Origin of the sequence: Streptomyces sp. NPDC001549 (genome assembly GCF_042894025.1) — a bacterium.
In the GTDB taxonomy this organism is placed as follows: domain Bacteria; phylum Actinomycetota; class Actinomycetes; order Streptomycetales; family Streptomycetaceae; genus Streptomyces; species Streptomyces kutzneri.
Map to the genome: position 1 here is coordinate 251,998 of NZ_JBIAVJ010000008.1, position 14,529 is coordinate 266,526.

Below are 14,529 nucleotides of genomic sequence, written 5' to 3' on the forward strand. Positions count from 1 at the left end.
CGAGAACGCGATGCCCGGCAGGGGCGCTGAGCAGCGGCTCCGCGAGGGGTTCGTACGCAGGGTCACCGGGACCCCCTGCTCCTCACTCCCGCAAGCACCACTCGACGAACCCCGCGACGCTGTCGTCCACCCCGGCCTCCTCGTCCGCCACCGCGGCCGTGCGGAAGAAGTGGACCTCCCGGAAGTTCAGCTCCATGCCCTGCACGAGGCTGTGCAGGCCGAGCGCCTCACGGAGCCAGGTCCGGACGCCGTCACTGTCTTCGAGGCCGGCCGGTACCAGGCCGTGCTCGGCGAGCAGGTCCGTCTTGCTGATGGCGACCGCGAGGCGTGAGCGCTGCAGTGGGGCGCCCATCGCGGCCACGGCCTGCACCGATCGGGCGAAGACCTCCTCCGGATCGACCGTGGACCCGAGGGTGCGGTCCAGCAGCGGGCCGGGCGGCGGGTCCATGGTGGTCCAGAATGCCTTCACCGCCATCGGGTCCAGCACGAAGACGAAGGTGCGCGCGGCCCGTGCGTAGCGCAGCGCGTCGGTGTCCTCGCGGTCGACGAACCGCTCGCCGGCCGTGTCGAACAGGTGGACCAACCGCTGGGACCGGCCGCCGCCGAGGACGAAGGAGTGTGCCCGGGGCAGGCTCTTCTGGGTGGCGCGGGTGTGCCCCCGCATCCGCAGTACCTCGCGCAGCACCTGGTAGTTGGCGTCCGACTCCTCGTCGGCGAGGGTGATCGCCGGACCGCCGTTTGCCGCGGCCTGCTCCAGGGACAGCAGCATGGCCGCCATCAACTGGGTCTTGCCCGCCGCCTGTCCGCCGATCAGCGGTATGACCACCTCGGGCATGTGGCCGGCGTCCGTGTTCATCGGCTTCCCGCAGTGCGGGTGGACGCAGTACGCCTGGAGCCGCGAGTTCCGGCCCATCAGCATCAGCAGCGTCGGCATGCGCTGTCCGCACTCGCAGCGCCGCCGGAAGATGCCGTACGTCCCTGGGCGGATGTCGGCGTGCCGGCGCCGGCAGGTGGGGCTGGGGCAGTCGTACGCCGGGTAGGGCACTCGCTCGAAGCAGTGCGGGCAGAGCATTCCGGTGCGGAGCCGCTTCATCCACAGCACCGCCCGGTCGACGGCTCTCAGGGTGCCGGCGAGGAGCCGGGCCCCGCCCGTCAGCAGCGCCAGGACGAGCGCGTGCAGGGCGAACAGCAGGCCGAGCAGCGGAAGGGCCAGGGCCGCGCCCGCGCAGAGTCCCAGGTACAGCGTCAGACCGTACGGAATCGTGAAGGCCCGGTGCTGTGCCGGGGCGACGAACTGCCCTGAGGTCACGGCGCGGAAGGAATCGCCGACCGCGGCGGCGTACGAGCGCCCCTCCAGCGTGAGCAGCTGGCGCAGGTCGCGGGAGGCCGGGCCGAAGAAGTAGTTGCGGTACGCCTTCACCTCCTCGTCCTGGGGGCGGTAGGGCGGCAGCGTCCGGAACTCGGGGGTGCGCCGGTACAGGACGCCGACCAGCGTGCGTCCGTACCCGATGAGCACCTGCATGACCAGTGCGAGGCCCCGCAGGGCGGCGATGAAGGGGACGAAGGGCAGGTACGCGGAGAGCCCGAAGAGAAAGAGGACGGGGAGCAGGACGAACCTGCCGATCTCAGCCACGGAGTGTCACCGTCCCTTCCTCTTGCGGGAGTTGTCGGATTCCGGGGCGTCGGACGGAGCGGTGTCCGGCGGGTCGGCGGAGGCGGGCGCGGTGCGCCGGCCGAAGAACGGGAACTTGCGGGGCGGGCCCGGCGGGCCGGGCCGCCGGGCCTCGGCCCGCCCGGCGTAGTGGTCGGCGAGTGCGGCCGCGTGGGGCCGCACCGCCTCCGCCAGCTGTTTCAGGTCCGGCACGCGCCAGTGCTCTTCGGGATGGGCCCGGATCGCCGCGACGGTCTCTTCCTGGGCCTGGGAGAGCCGGGCCCCCTTGGGCAGGGTGGCGACGGTGGCGACATGACTGAGCAGGATGTCGTCGATCTGTTCGCCTCCCGTCATCTGCTGGTGCAAGAGCGACAGGTACCGGTCCAGGTCGCGGTGGGTCAGCTCCGCCAGGCGGCCACGGAGCCGGCTGACATCGGCGGGCAGGCGCAGCATGACCGGCACCAGGTAGAAGCGCTTCAGCGCCCGCGGCGCGGCCCACGGGCCGGTCTCCGGGATCGCGAACTCGGCGAAGAGTTCCGTGGCCTCGCAGGCGTCCCGGAGCGCGACCGCAAGGCCGAGGGTGATCCGTACGCGCTCCGCGGCGCCTGCCGGCAGCCAGGTGGAGCGGCGCGGGTGGGAGAGCACGCGGCACAGGTCGAGACAGGCCCTGAGGGCGTCCTCGTCCTCGATACCCTGGCTCAGGGCCCGGTCGAACCACTCGCCGACCACCGTGTCCACCGGCTTCGAGACGGGCAGCCTCACTGCGATACAGGCCGCCTCCCGGTGCGACCAGGTGCGCGAAGGCTGCCGCCACAGGCCGCGCAGCAACTCCTCGTCGGGCGAAGTGCGTCCGCGAATGCTCAGGATCTTGAACATGAGCGGGACCGTGTTCGAAGGATCGCGCTCGGCCCTCGCCCGCAGGTGGTGCTCCAGGAGCAGGGGCCGGCCCGACAGGTCGCCTTCGCCCAGGAGCTCGGCGGGGAACTGCGCGAAGAGCTGTTCCTGCCCCGCGCGCCGTTCCAGCGCTTCCTCCACCGCCGTGGCCAGCGAGGTCCTCATCGCCGGCAGGACACGGACGAGTTCGGCCACGTCACGGCGGAACCCCGGCGCGGGCGCCGTGGTCCCGAGCAGCGCGTGGGACAGGGCGAGCGTCTCGCGCGCCATGACCTCCGGCAGCACCGGGAGGCGGGTACCGACGGCCCAGAGCAGCAGCCGCGTACGCTCGCGAACGGTCCGCACCTCGGTCTCCAGCAACCGTTCCCACAGGGCGGCGGCCCGCTCGCGTGCCACCGGATCCGTGATCGGCACGGGCTCGACGGCGTCCTCGGCGCCGGTCGTGTAGGCCCGCATGCGCAGCCCGTACAGCTTTCCCTCGATCTCCTGGTGGACCGCCGTATCACCGCTCGCCCTCGCGGCCGCGCTCAGCGCGGTCAGCTGGGCGTCGTCCAGGCCCCGGTGCTCACGGTGGACGGCAGCGGCCACGGCCGCCCCGCGCGCCCCCAGATGGCCGGCCCCGGCAAGCCAGCCCACCACCGCGTGGACGTCGGCCGTGGCGAGCGCGATGCCGCCGGAGGCCGCCGCCGCGGCGACGGGAGCGTGCCAGTCGTCCGGAGTCTCCTCCCCGCCCTCGGCGTAGTCCGCCGTCCAGGACCAGACGGGCCGTACGGAGCCGACACCGATCCGGGTGAGGAGCCGGACCACTCCGGGGACGGGCACCTCGGGGAACACGCCCCGGGCGAAGTCGAACACGGTGTAGGCCGCTTCTTCGTCCGGAGCGAAGGCGAGCGGCGTCTCGGGCACCGTGCCGATCAGGTGCAGCCGGCTGCGGGCCGGACGCAAGACGTAGGTGGCGAAGGACAGGCCGCGGGAGAGCGGGGGCGGCAGCAGGTAGGAGACGGCGGCGAACCAGTGCGCGATCTGCTCGGTCGAGCCGTCGACCACCACCACCGAGCCGTGCTCGGTGAGCGCGGCGAACACGGCGGCCAGCAGCTCCGGCAGCCGGTCCGCGTGGGGATGGCCACGCAGGAACTCGCCCACGGCCCGGACATCGAGCGGCCCGGGAGCGGCCCCGGCCAGCGTCGGGATCTCCGTGCTCGGGGCCACCGTGCGGGTCCACACCGGCGAGTTCCACCACTCGATCGGCAGCAGTCCGCCCCCGGCCGCCGGGAAGTCCTCACTGTGCAGGGCGTGGGCGAAGTAGTTGCCGAAGCGCCGGGCGGAGTCGCGGCCCACGTAACGCACGCACAGCACGGTGGCGCTGCGTCCCGCCCGGTCGCGGGGCCGGTAGCAGAGGTTGACCGGGCAGCGCTCCAGCAACTCCGGCGTGTCCGACTCCACCAGCGAACGGGGCGGCTCGTACCCGGCCAGAGCCTCCACGGCCTGCCGGGTCTCGGCCGTGACGCCCGCGCTGACGGCATTGAACTGGAATCCGGAGAACCCGCTGAGTCCGTGCTCGCAGGAGGTGTAGTAGAGCTGCTGGAAGTGGCTCATCCCCGGCCCGCCTTCGGCACCGAGCCGAACTCGCTCAGCAGCCACAGCAGAGGGTCGGCCACCCGGTAGGGCTGGATGCCCGTGGGGGCGACCCGGGCGTCGGCGGTGGGGTTGCGGCCGAGGGCGGAGACCCCGAAGTAGCGGTAGCGGGAGTAGTGGTTGTTCAGCAGGTGGTCGATCGCGACCCCGTCCCAGTCCTTGAGGAGCCGGCGCATCTCCTCGTGGACGCTGAGGCTGTCGCCGACGTCGAAGCGGCCGCGCGAGGGCGCGTAGTCGCGCAGCGGACTGCCGGGGTCGAGCAGGTGCCAGAAGGCGTCCATCTTCGGGAAGACGACGGCGACCGGGGTGTCGAGCAGCCGGCCGGAGCGGCCGGAGCGGGGCGCGAGGAGCAGGCTGGTGACCCGGGAGAGGACGTTGAGGGGGGAGTCCAGCCCCTCGGTGCCCGGCAGCGGCGTCCCGGGCAGCGCGTTGTCGCGGGCGCCCGGCATCTGCAGCGGATCGAGCAGCAGCACGATGCCGTCGGCGTTGGCCAGGTACCGGGTGTTGAGCTCCACGCTCTCCCGGGAGCTGAAGTCCTCACCGGCGGTGTCGAAGAACGACAGGACGGTGTGCTGCGGGCGTTCGCCGAGCAGGGTGCGCCGGCGCAGGCCGAACCGGAAGACCAGCGGGTCCACCCGGTTGAGGGTGGTGGAGGCGGTCTGGGTGCCGGGGAACATCTGGTTGTCGCGGTAGAGGCGGTCCTCGTAGTCGGAACTGTAGCGCCGCATCGTCGCGTCGTCCGTGCCCATCAGGGCGGCTCCGTACGCCTCGCCCACCCGGTGGCGCACCTCGTGGAGCAGCACGGTCATGTAGACGGTCTTGCCGGACGCCTTCGGGCCGACCATGGCGATCAGACGGTTGTCCACCATGCCGAACTGGACGGGCAGTTCGGAGTGGCACACCGGGCAGATCCGGTAGGTGGTCTCACCCTCGCAGTCCGGGCAGACGGCCGTGGGCTTTCGGCCGTCCGCGGCGAAGTCGGGGCCGAGGTCGTGGCTGCGGCGCGGTCCCTTGCGCTGGTCGAGCACCTGGTCACGGCGGCGCGCGCACTGCTTGCCGGTCCGGCTCAGGCGGCTGTTGCAGCGGAAGCGGATCTCCCGCAGGGCGAAGCCCTCGTAGCAGTAGGGACAGGTGAGGCGTTTGGCCATCAGGTGACTCGCAGTCTGTGCAGCGCCGTCGGGCGGATGTCGATACCGGAGTCGGTGCCCGCGTCCGCCGGGAAGCAGACCAGCCAGGACGGGCCGCGGGTGGCGGGCAGCGGGAACTCCACGGTCATGGGGGTGCCGGCGGAAAGCCGCTGCGCGGGCACCTCGTGCAGGACGGTGCCCTCGGCCGTGGTGGTGGGGCGGAAGCGGCCGAGACCGTGGACGATGCGGAGACCGGGCAGGTCACAGCCGGTCTCCGACGTGAAGGTGACCGAAGCGACCCGGCCCTTCAGCCGTCGGCGCACGATCGGCTCGTACGCGACGACGGCGGGTGCGGCGGGAACGAGCAGCGAGGACGCGCCTTCGCAGCCCTCGTGGAGCTCCGGGACCAGCGCCTCCACGGTGAGGGTGACGGCTCCCCGGCCCACGGCCAGGTCGAACCCGCCGTCGTGCTCGTACACCCGGCGCCGGCACACCGCGTCCCCGTCGCCCGCACCGGCGGTGCCTGCGTCCCGGCGCCAGCGGACCCGCGCGCTCAGGGCGCCCTCGGGCCACGCCCAGAGCACGAGGAGGTGGTCCCCGCGCCGGATGACCTGGAGCTGGTCGACCGGCACCGCGAACAGGACCCGCGGCTCGGACGCAGAGCCCGTCGAGGACCCGGCCGTGACGTCGTACGGGCTGCCGCCGTGGCCGGGCGGGTCCGCAGCTCCGGGCCCCGGCGGCGGTGGCTCCGCCGCCTCCGCGGGGGCGGCGGTGGGCGCGGGACCGGCCTCCGGCGCATCGGGGTACGGGGGCTCGGTGGGGGGCGGTCCGGCGTACGGCGGGTGCGGAGCCCCGGTGTCCGGCGGCTCGGCGTACGGCTGCGTGACCTCTTCGGGCTCCGGCGGTCCGAAGGCACCGCGGCGTCCGTCCGGCTCGTCCGGCTCGTCCGGCTCGTCCGGATCGGCTTGTTCGGGCATCGGCCCGGCGTCCTGGACGGCCGACGCGCCGCCCTGCCGTGACCCGGGCTCGGGGTCCTGCGCCGGGGGGCGGCCGGTACGGGGCTCCGGGTCCGTCGCGGCGGCGGCGCGTTCCGGGTCCGGCCCGACGCAGGCATCGTCCGGGCCGAGGTACCCGGCCTGCGCGCGCGGGTGACCGGAGCCCGGTCTCGCGTACCCGGTCCCGGCCCGCATCGACCGGGCGGGGGATCCGGTGACGACGCGGAGGACACCGAAGTCCCGCAGCGACAACAGCCCCAGCACGACCGCCAGCGCCGGCCGGTCACAGCGCACCCCCAGGCCCCGCGCGGCCGGGAGGGCCTCGATCCCGGCCCGCAGCTCGGGCGCGGCGCTCATCCCGCCGGCGAGCAGCACCGTGTCCACGGCCGGTTCCGCGGTGGCCAGCTGCTCCGCGACGGCGGCGAGCACACCTTCCCGCAAGGGCGCCACCGCCCGCTCGAAGGAGGCCCGCTCCAGGGTCAGCGGGTGCTGCTCGCCGGCCGCGTCCTCCACGGAACCGGTGGCGAGGTCCGAGCCGTCGAGCCCCTGCCGGAGGGTCCGTGCCGCCCGGAGCGGGTCCGAGCCCTCCGGCAGGCCGCCGGTCAGTTCCGCGGCGACCGCCGCGTCCCAGACGTCGCCGCCGAGCCTCAGGCTGAGGGCGCGGACCACGTGCACGGTGAGGTCGGGGGCGATCGCCAGGACGCTCAGGTCCAGGGTCGTCGCCCCCAGGTCGCAGACGAGGACCGTGTGGTCCACGCCCTCCGCGATCGCCCCGTAGTGCAGGGCCACGGCCACGGGCTCCGGTACGACGCGCGCGACGTCGAGTCCGGCGCGCTCCACCGCGTACCGCAGCTCGTCCTCCCGCCCACCCGACACCGGGAGTCCGAGGAGGGCGGTGCGGTCCGGCTCCACCACGAGGGGGTCCTCGTCGGCCCGGGACGAGCCGAGCAGCCGGGGCAGCGCGCGGACCGGGTCGAGCACCCCGTCCACGCCCGCCAGCTCGGTCAGGGTCACCTCGGGCCGGCCGTCGGGGCCGACCCGCGCGACACGTCCGAACCGGTGTCCGAGGTCGATGGCGATCATGCTCGTTCGCTCCCTTCGTCCGCGAACGACGCCGTGCCGTCGCCGTCCCGCCGCGCGTTGTCGGGGGTGACCTGCGCCGTACCGTCGGCCGCGACGCCGACCCGGATCCGGCTGCCCGGATCCGGCCGGTGCGCCAGCAGGTGGCCGACCACGGCCGAGCGCACCAGCTCCAGCTCGTTGCGGATCTGCCGTCCTCCGTACGCCTGGTGCTCGGGGTCCGACATCCGCTCCGTGATCCACGGGTGCAAAGTGTCCGGGTCGGCGATCAGCTCCACGCGGTGGCGTTCGCGGACCGACTCGGCGAGCTGGCGCAGCAGCCGGTCGGCGATGCTGACGACGTGCTCGTGGCGCAGCATGTCGAAGACGACCACCCCCGGCTTGAGCCGCCCGTAGATCTCGGGCCTGCCGATCTGGCGGAACTTGTCCTCCACCGCCCGCGTGAAGTGCGCTTCCAGCTGTGGGTACGAGAGCTCGTCCCGCTCCTCCAACAGGCTCTGGACCTGCTCCGCACCCGTGTTGGAGGTGAAGATGATCAGACACTGGGAGAAGTGCGCCGTCTGGCCGCGCCCGTCGGTGAGCCGGCCGTCCTCCAGGATCTGCAGGAACTTGTCCAGGACCTTGGGGTGGGCCTTCTCGATCTCGTCGAAGAGCAACACGCTGAACGGCCTCTCCTGGACCCGGCGGGTCAGCTCGCCGCCCTGTTCGTGCCCGACGAATCCGGGCGGCGCGCCGGCCAGCCGCTCGGCGGCGTGTTCCTGCTGGTACTCGCTCATGTCGAAGCGGGCGTAGGCACTTTGGTCACCGAACATCAACTCGGCCACGGCCTTGGCGAGTTCGGTCTTGCCCACGCCGGTGGGTCCTACGAAGAAGAACGCGCCCCGGGGGCGAGCGGTCCCCGAACTGCCGAAGTCGACGCCCACGAACGCGGACTGGAGGGCCGAGGCGACGGCGTTCACGGCCGTGGACTGGCCCACCACCCGGGTGCCGAGGGCCTGGGCGGCCCCCGCGACGGTCTCCCGGTCGAGCTGGGTCCACGGATCGACGCTCACGTTGAGCCGGTGCAGCTCCAGCAGCCGGTCCGGCTTGCGCATGGGCGCGTTGCGCAGCCACGAGGTCCTGGCCAGGGAGTCGATGTCCCAGCCCGTCATGCCGTCGGTGGCGCCGACGAGGGCTTCGACGTCGGCGCGGGAGGAGTCCTGCGCCCCGTTGAAGTAGCGCCGAAGCCAGCTGAGCCACAGGCGGCGCTCGCTCGGGTCGGGCGGGCCGATGTGCAGGGCGGCGATCCGGGGGTCCTCCAGGTGGAACCAGCCGGGCAGCCGTCCGACGTCGCCGACCGCGCACAGGACCGCGTTGCGCGCGTGCGGAGCCGGGCCGGCGGCGGAGCGCGGGGTCACGGCTTCCGTCATCGCGGCGCGCAGCCTCAGATAGCCCAGGCGGGATTCGGCCTGGTCGGCCGGGAGGTGGTGGTCGACGTCCTCGAAGACGAAGGCGGTGGCCGCGTCCGGCGAGGCCACGAGGCGGTGCACGGTGGCCACGACGTCCTCGAAGGCGCGCGGCCGGCCCGGCTGCCGGGGCGCCAGCAGCCGCTCCCGGCCGCGGTCCCGCTCACCGCCGCGCCGGGTCCGTGCCGTGCCGGGCTCGTCGTCGGGCGCCCCGTCCGGGCTCCCGTGGCCTTCCGGCGGCCGGGGCCCCGCGGCGTCGGAAGGCGTGCCGACCGCCCCGTCGGCCGTCTGCGGCCTCTCGGACGGCCGCCCTTCCCGCAAGCGGTCGAAGTGTTCCGCGTGGCCCGGCAGCGGGAAGGTGAGCCCGCCCACCGGATCCCACCAGCCGACGGTCTCCGCACCTCGCCGTTCCAGCTGGCGGGCGACCACCATGCGGAAGGAAGCCGGCCGGTCGGCGAACCACCAGCGGTCCCTGATCTGCCCGTTCATGATCACTTGACGTCCGCGGCGCAGCTCCCAGTCCAGCGACACCGCCCACAGCGGCATCATGCCGTCCGCGGTGACCGGTTCGCCGTCGCCCGGGTGTCCGCTCCGGTGGTGCGCGGCCGGGGGGCGCCCCCCGGCGCCGGCGCCGTCGCCGGCGCCGTTCGCCCGCTTCGTCCAGTCGGCCGCGCTCACCGGGTCCACGTCCAGCCCTTGGCGGCACCCGGCGGAGGGGGCGGCTGCGGCCCGGACCGCTTGCCCTGCCAGGTGAGTTCACCGGGGACGAAGCCGTTCCGTTCCACGATCGCCTCGTGCACCCGCTCCAGGAGGTCCTCGGTGCGGTCGCACACCGCGTCGTCCGGATCCGGACGGAGAACGACGTCGGGCTCGCCGTCGACCTGGTAGAGGAGGACGGTGTCCTCGCCGTCCGTGCCGATCGTGGTCCGGTACGTCGCCCCGCTCGGGCGTTCGAAGCTCATCAGCAGGCGCCCGTCCTGCTCCGCGCCGCCGGTGAAGGCGAAACCCTCACCGAGCATGGCGTCCTGCAGCGCCTGCGCGAGATCCATCCGGCGCGTATGGGCCAACTGGAGTTCGTCCAGCCGTGCTTCGGCTCCGACGAGCAACTCCTCCAGTGCCGCGACCGCCGTCAGCGCGTCCGCCGCCGCACCGGCCGCGAGCGCGCCCGTGACGGCGGCCAGCGCCGCCTCGGCCCGATCCGCGAGCCCGGGATCGGCCAGCTCCACGGCCTCGGCAGCCGCTTCCCGCACCGACTGCCGTATGACGCCGAGCCGGTCCGCCGCTTCGGCGAGCGCCGCCGCGAGCCGTTCCCGCTCGGCCTCCGCCGCCGCCTGCCGGTCCGCTTCCTGACCGGCGGCGATCTCCTGTGCCTGCTGTGCGGCCTCCCGTGCCCGCTCGGCCCGCCGGAGCTCCTCGGCGGCCCGCTCCCCGGCGGTCGCGGCATGCCGGGCGAGCGCGTGCTCCACCGTGCCGAGCAATGCCCGGAAGCGCGTCTCCCCGCCCGGGCCGGTCGCGGCGCGCAGCTCGCCGAGCAGGTCGACGCAGTGCCGGTACCCCTTCTGGTCGTGCTCCCGGGCTTCCGGACCCATCCGGGCGAGGCGTTCCTCCAGCCCGGCCAGGACGGCTCCGTGGCCGGCGCCCCGGCCGGGAGCCTCCCCTTCCCGGCCGAGCAGGACGACCCGGCCGCGCAGTTCCTCGATCGCCGGGCCGAGGTCCTCGGCGCCGCCGGCGCGGCCCCGCAGCAGGTCCAACTGGTCCCGCAGGACCCGCACCTCGGAGTCGGGCGCGCGGACCCGGCCCAGCAGCTCTCCCACCTCGGCCAGCCGGCGCGCGTCGGCACCGGACTGCTCCTGGCGCGACCGGGCGGCCTGCGCCTCCTGACGGGCGGCGCGGCGGGCGGCCAGCTCGGTCGTCCTGCGCTCGGCCTCCGCCCGGGCCCGGTCCCGGCGTGCTGCCGCCTCCCGGGCCCGCCGGGCGGCGCTCTCGGCCCGTTCCCTGGCGCGCTGCGCCTGCTGGCGCCTGCGTGCCGCCTCCCGGGCCCGGCGCCGCTCCGCCTCCAGCCGTGCGTAGGCCGGCGCGACCGTGACGGTGCTGTACTTGGGTGATCCGCTCATGCTTCCCTCCCTGCCTCGGCCCGCAGGACGAAGCCCCGTGCCGCGAGTCGTTCCTCGAACCCTTCCCGGAACCCCGGAGCCGGCGGCACCCCCGCCCAGGACAGCGACCCGTCGGCCTCGACGGACAGCTCGACGCCCACGCTGGTGTCCGGCTCGGTCCCTACGTGCGCGTAGCGGTCGGTCAGGGCGACGATGCGCTGGTTGGACGAGCCGCGCCAGCGCAGGCCGTGCTGCCGGGAGGCCACGTACGGGCCGTCGACGAGGAGGTCGAGGCGCCCCAGCAGCGCGCGCCGGTCCGGGCCGCCCCGGCGCAGGACCTCGTACCGGAACCCGGAGTAGGCCATCGCACCGAAGCCGGGGCGCCGTGCCCGGACGGAATCGAGCAGCGCGGCCAGCGCGGCCGCCTGGCTGAAGGGCTCGCCACCGGACAGGGTGACGCCCTCGATGTCCGGCAACCCGCACAGCCAGTCGGCGAGTTCGGCCACGGTGTGCTCGGTGCCGCCCTCGAAGGGCAGGGTCTCCGCCGCCACACAGCCCCGGCAGCGCAGCGGGCAGCCCTGCACCCAGATCACCGCCCGGATCCCCGGCCCCAGGACGGTGCAGCGGTCGAGCCTCCTCGCCACCGAGAGCCGGGTCACCTCTGCCATGGGGTGTTCTCCTCCATGCCCTTCACGTCCTTCGGGTACGGCGCCGCGCCGTCGGCGGACGGCGTCGGGGCCTGGGCGGGATAGCCGTCCGTGCCGTGTTCGGCCAGATCGCACCAGGGACACCACGGCCGCTCCGCCGTGTGCACGTGCAGAGGGTTCCTGCGGCAGGTCCTCAGCCGCGCCGGCTCCGACTCCGCGGCCAGTGCGTCGGCCCAGGCCGACGCGGGGGGCCGCACCCCGCCGAACGCGGCCCGGAAGAGGGCGGTGAGCCGGCGCGGGAGCAGATCGACGGGCGGCGCGGAGCGGGGCAGGACCACCGAGGTCCGGTCGAGCAGGCGGCACCGTCCGTGCAGGATGTTGTCGTCGTACGAGAGGTAGTCGGTGCCGGCCGCGGGATGCCCGGCGAAGGGGTGGAGTCCGCACATCAGCAGCTCGTGGACCAGGACCGCGAGCACGAAGGCGTCGGCGGCCCGGTCCGGCGCGGTGCCTGCGGGCGCGCCGATCCGTTCGGGCGCCGTGTGACCCGGGCTGCCCATCCGTCCCGCGAACACCTCGCCGCCGTCCGTGAACTGCCAGGAGTCGACGTCGGCGATGCCGACCCCGCCCTGCGCGTCAACCCAGAGGTTGTCCGGCTTCAGATCGCCCACCACATAGTCCTCGGCGTGCAGGTCCGCGAGGAGCCGGGCGAGCGAGAGACCGGCGGCGAGCGCGGTGGCCCACGTCGCGCGGGGCAGGTACGTCCGGCGGGCCTGCGGGGTCAGCAGCCGCGCGAACGGCTGGTGGGCGTGGCGCATGTCGGCCATCACATAGCCGTCCACTCCGTCCGGGCCCGGCCCGCCGGCCCGGACCCCCACCATCGGCCAGGCCACCCGCGGGGTGGTCCCGGACAGCAGCCGGACGGCGCGCGGCTCGCGGCGCTGGCGCACCAGCCGGGCGATGCGGCGCCGGTACGCGGCCGGGTCCGGCGGGGCGGGGACGAGTTTGGCCACCAGCGGGCGGGCGTGGTCCACGGCGTACACGACCCCTTCCGAGCCGCTGCCGATCCGCTGCGTGAGGCGCCATGTGTGCCCGCTGACGGACACCACCGTGAGGGCCATCGTCACCTGCCGTCCGTCAGGGCGCAGAGCACGGTCAGGTCGTCACCGGTCCGGGCCGCCCCGGGCCCGGAGAGCAGGGCGCGCAGGGGTTCGGCGTCACCGCCGTTGGCGCGGAGCGTCGCGGCCAGCCCGCAGAAGAACCGTTCGGACGGCAACGGTCCCGCTTCGGGAGGGAGTTCGCGCACGGAAGGACGGTCGAGAGTCAGGGCCGCGCAGCCGTCGGTGGCGAGCACGACCCCGCTGAGCCACGGCTCCCAGAGCACGAAGGACCGTAATCGCAAGGCTGCCCCGGGCGAGGAGAGGAAGACCGTCTCCGGCGCGCCGGGAACCGGCGGCGGCAGGACCAGGTGGCACCGCTCCCGCACCCCGTCGGCCGGCCCGGCCCCGGCGGGCTCGCGGGTCAGCACCGTACCGAAGCAGTCGCCGACCGACAGGAACGCCACCCAGGGCGGCCGCAGCACCGCCGCGGCCAGGGTGGAGGCCAGCGCGCCGACCTCCACCGGCCCCGCCGGCGCGGGCGCCGACAGCACGCCCTCGACCGCCCGCCGATAGTCCTCGACCAGCTGCGCACCGGCCGCGGCGATCCACCCCGTCCACACCTCCGGGGCGTCCTCGGCCCGGGGGATGCCCTCGGCCAGGACCCGGCAGGCGGCGTCCACGGCGATGTGCGCGCCGAGGGCACTGCGCTCCCGGCCCCCGGCGCCGTCCGCCACGGCGAGCACGGCGGTCCCGCCCAGGCCGACCGCCTTGAAGGCGTCCTGGCACCCCTGCCCGCGAGCCAGGTGCGCGGTCCCCTGGACGGCAGCCCCCGCCACGATCACCGGAACTTCTCCTCTAGCAGTCGCATCCGGCGCTCCTGGTCCACGAGGTGGGCCGTCTGGACGTGGATCTCGTCGGCGGCCTGGCCCGCCCCCGTCCGGTCCGAGCTCCGGAACATCAGATCGAGGATCTGCTCGAAGGGCAGGCCCTCCAGCATCAGAGCGCCCTTCGGCGCGAGGACCCGCAGGAGCTCCAGGTCGGCGCCGCGCACACCGATCGCCTGGAGCACGCACTCGCCCCTCTCCTCGCCGAGGCGCACCCTTTGTGCCGTGGCGGCCAGCGCGGCGGCGTCCATCGGCTGCCCGTCCGCGTCGCTCGGCGCACCGTCCGTCAGCACCCACAGGAACGGCCTGCGCACCTGGACCTGCCGTGTCTGCAACGCCCGGTGGCGCGCCCTGGCCAGGTCGAGGGCCGACTCGACGGCCTCCGTCATCCGGGTCAGCCCGGACGCCTCCAGCCGGGGCGGGTGCATCCGGTCCACCGGAACGAAGATCCGGTCCGGATCGGCCTCCTCGACCGGCACCAGCCGCTCTCGGTCCGGGTCGAAGACCCGTACCCGCGAGTCGAAGGTGATCAGGCAGACCTCCACCCGCGCACGCAGCCTCGGCTCCGCCCGAACCCCGTCGAACCAGCCGGCCAGAGCCTCGTTCAGCTCGTCGATCCGCGGGTTCCCGGCCGGGCGTCCCATGGACTGCGAGGTGTCGAGGAGCAGTACGACGGGCTGCCGCTCGTCGCAGCCCTCCGCCAGTCCGAAGCCGTACTCACTCATTCCCCGGCGCCCCGCCCTCGTCCGTCCGGGCAGTGGCGCGCGCGACGAGGCGGTGCCGCGCAGCGTCGTAACGCACGACGACCTCCGCACCCGGCGCAATCCCGGGGGAGTCCGGGGGCATGCGCAGCAGCACACCTTCGACCAGGACGTAAGCGTCGGGATCCGGCCAGGTGATGACCCGGCCCGGTGCCCCATGACCCCACTGATCCATCCCATCACTCATGCGCCCACGCTAGGTGATGTCACGTCAACTCTG

11 protein-coding genes are annotated in these 14,529 nt (G+C 74.3%); all 11 read right to left on the bottom strand.

The window, feature by feature from the left end:
* Window positions 1-82 precede the first annotated feature (82 nt).
* Genes ACFY04_RS16650 through ACFY04_RS16700 form a run of 11 tightly spaced genes read right to left on the bottom strand, consistent with a single transcriptional unit; the run spans window position 83 to window position 14,496 of the window.
* Window positions 83-1,633 carry a hypothetical protein gene (locus tag ACFY04_RS16650; protein WP_389117264.1) on the bottom strand — a complete coding sequence of 517 codons (1,551 nt, stop codon included), beginning with the start codon at window positions 1,631-1,633 and terminating at the stop codon, window positions 83-85.
* Window positions 1,634-1,639: 6 nt separating this feature from the next.
* The gene (locus tag ACFY04_RS16655; protein WP_389117265.1) at window positions 1,640-4,141 is read right to left on the bottom strand and encodes a GTPase-associated protein 1-related protein; all 2,502 of its coding nucleotides are present in this window, start codon (window positions 4,139-4,141) and stop codon (window positions 1,640-1,642) included.
* Window positions 4,138-5,328: a hypothetical protein gene (locus tag ACFY04_RS16660; protein ID WP_389117267.1), complete on the bottom strand. Its 1,191-nt coding sequence runs from the start codon at window positions 5,326-5,328 to the stop codon at window positions 4,138-4,140. The genes ACFY04_RS16655 and ACFY04_RS16660 overlap by 4 nt, the downstream gene beginning before the upstream one ends.
* Window positions 5,328-7,385 (bottom strand): Hsp70 family protein, encoded by a 2,058-nt coding sequence (locus tag ACFY04_RS16665; RefSeq protein ID WP_389117269.1) that lies wholly within the window; start codon window positions 7,383-7,385, stop codon window positions 5,328-5,330. Before ACFY04_RS16665 ends, ACFY04_RS16660 begins: the two co-directional genes overlap by 1 nt.
* The gene (locus ACFY04_RS16670) at window positions 7,382-9,514 is read right to left on the bottom strand and encodes an AAA family ATPase (protein ID WP_389117270.1); all 2,133 of its coding nucleotides are present in this window, start codon (window positions 9,512-9,514) and stop codon (window positions 7,382-7,384) included. Before ACFY04_RS16670 ends, ACFY04_RS16665 begins: the two co-directional genes overlap by 4 nt.
* On the bottom strand, window positions 9,502-10,941 hold the full coding sequence (locus ACFY04_RS16675; protein ID WP_389117272.1) for a hypothetical protein: 1,440 nt from the start codon (window positions 10,939-10,941) through the stop codon (window positions 9,502-9,504). Before ACFY04_RS16675 ends, ACFY04_RS16670 begins: the two co-directional genes overlap by 13 nt.
* Complete coding sequence (locus tag ACFY04_RS16680) at window positions 10,938-11,588, bottom strand: 4Fe-4S single cluster domain-containing protein (protein WP_389117274.1); 651 nt, start codon at window positions 11,586-11,588, stop codon at window positions 10,938-10,940. Before ACFY04_RS16680 ends, ACFY04_RS16675 begins: the two co-directional genes overlap by 4 nt.
* Window positions 11,576-12,685, bottom strand: a complete 1,110-nt coding sequence (locus tag ACFY04_RS16685; protein WP_389117380.1) for a hypothetical protein — start codon at window positions 12,683-12,685, stop codon at window positions 11,576-11,578. Before ACFY04_RS16685 ends, ACFY04_RS16680 begins: the two co-directional genes overlap by 13 nt.
* A gap of 2 nt (window positions 12,686-12,687) precedes the next feature.
* Entirely contained in the window at window positions 12,688-13,506 is an 819-nt protein-coding gene (locus tag ACFY04_RS16690) for a PP2C family serine/threonine-protein phosphatase (RefSeq protein ID WP_389117276.1), read from the bottom strand.
* On the bottom strand, window positions 13,503-14,273 hold the full coding sequence (locus ACFY04_RS16695) for a hypothetical protein (protein WP_389117278.1): 771 nt from the start codon (window positions 14,271-14,273) through the stop codon (window positions 13,503-13,505). The genes ACFY04_RS16690 and ACFY04_RS16695 overlap by 4 nt, the downstream gene beginning before the upstream one ends.
* A complete protein-coding gene (locus tag ACFY04_RS16700) occupies window positions 14,266-14,496 on the bottom strand; it encodes a hypothetical protein (protein WP_389117280.1) in 231 nt (76 codons plus the stop codon). Before ACFY04_RS16700 ends, ACFY04_RS16695 begins: the two co-directional genes overlap by 8 nt.
* Window positions 14,497-14,529 lie beyond the last annotated feature (33 nt).